Annotated in this window: 1 protein-coding gene, 1 tRNA gene and 1 pseudogene; 2 read left to right on the top strand and 1 reads right to left on the bottom strand. The window is 33.7% G+C overall.

The features are described from left to right. The first annotated feature begins 170 nt into the window (after nucleotides 1-170). Nucleotides 171-247: transfer RNA gene (locus tag KPC_RS19630), tRNA-Val, on the top strand. Between the two features lie 700 nt (nucleotides 248-947). Continuing rightward, nucleotides 948-1,273: pseudogene (locus KPC_RS20830) on the top strand (transposase); the annotation flags it as partial. Nucleotides 1,274-1,346: 73 nt separating this feature from the next. Here KPC_RS20830 and KPC_RS19610 read toward each other — a convergent pair. Then, the coding region (locus KPC_RS19610) for a hypothetical protein (RefSeq protein WP_213065921.1) at nucleotides 1,347-1,594 on the bottom strand (248 nt) is incomplete at its 5' end.

Raw genomic sequence — 1,594 nt, 5'->3', positions numbered from 1 at the left:
GAATATATGAGGTTATGTTTTGCTTATTAAAGTTATGCACTGCTCCTCGATAATTACTTAGTAATTATCCACTATCTGATACAATTTGAATAAAGAATAACCCATTAAGTGGTTTTATAAAAAAAGAGCTTGTCATTTTTGAAGAATGTTAATAACATTCGCACACATACAGGCGTATAGCTCAGTTGGTTAGAGCGCTACGTTGACATCGTAGAGGTCTCCAGTTCGAGTCTGGATATGCCTACCAGTTTAAAAGTTGATTAAATTCAACATGACAGAGTTAAAATCTTAGGGTTTTAGCTCTTTTTTATTGCTAAATCGGTCAACTTTGGGTAATCAAAATACTCAAAATTTGCATTAAAAACGGCTTTATATTTCGCTTTCTGGCGCCATTTTGAAGATTGTATGAGTCTTCATAGGATTTGGCGCCCGAATTACGGCACCAAATATTAAGAATGATTAATCATGCAAAGAACCTGTCAAACGTGGCAATGCATGGCACATCCAAGTCAAATATAAGCATCTCCGAGATGCAGCAACTCACGATACTTCCCAATAATGGGCCCAATCGGCGCATAAACGACTTATGGAGCTTCAAATTGAGTATGAAAAAGAATTAAAAAATATCAACCAACCGAAATGTTCAGTTCGTGAATTATTCCAAATGTACTTTGATAAAGTTGGACAATTTACTAAAAGCAAAAACCATATCAAAAACCACATCAAATCGCTTGATAAATACTATGACCATCTTGCAGATTTATCAGTACACCCCCCCCAAATTAATTACCGAAAATCGTGATAGAAGATCGAAATATGTCAGGCCAGGAACCCTACATAAAGAAATGAGTTCAGATCATCAGTTTTTGCTTTTGCAGTAAGAGAAGTTTTTTTAATCCCATCTAACCCCATTCAATCTTGTAAAAAAACCAATCAAGCCACAATGGATGCTTGATATGGCATGTCAGAGGTTGAATCCAAAAGACTCACCAATATTGCATTTTGATCAAGGTTGGCAATATCAAATGAGAAGCTATCAACACAAACTTAAACAAATCGGCATACAACAAAGCATGTCACACAAAGGTTATTGTCTGGATAATGCTGTAATAGAAAACTTCTTTTGATTGTAAAATCTGAATTATTTTATTTGCAGAGATTTGACAATATAGAGCAGTTAAAATGTAGTATTGATGAATATATCCTTTATTACAATAAGGAACGAATTAAGATGAAATTAGGTAGATTGAGTCCAGTTGAATATAGAACTTAATCCTGTTTAACCACCTGAAAAACTGTCCAACTTCATGGGGGCAGTTCAAAAAGACGGTTTATTCAGATTGGTTTTAAGGTTCTAGATCCGTTTCAATATTTATTGATGAAAGTTCATAGGATCTCTTCTTATCACCAAATGCTGTAATTTCATCAAAATTTAAATAAAGTGCTTTGATGTCGACATGGGTTTTAAAACGAAATTCATTACACTTTTCTTTAACAAATTCCATTAATTCTGCTCTGAGTTCCTCTTTAGCACGTTTATAATTTTCATCTCTATACATGATTCTCACCCTCCAATCAAATAAAACTATTAAAT

Origin of the sequence: Acinetobacter stercoris (assembly GCF_900323515.1) — a bacterium.
Taxonomy (GTDB): Bacteria; Pseudomonadota; Gammaproteobacteria; order Pseudomonadales; family Moraxellaceae; genus Acinetobacter; species Acinetobacter stercoris.
Note: the sequence above shows the minus strand (reverse complement) of the source record. Positions and strands in the feature narration are given on the sequence as shown.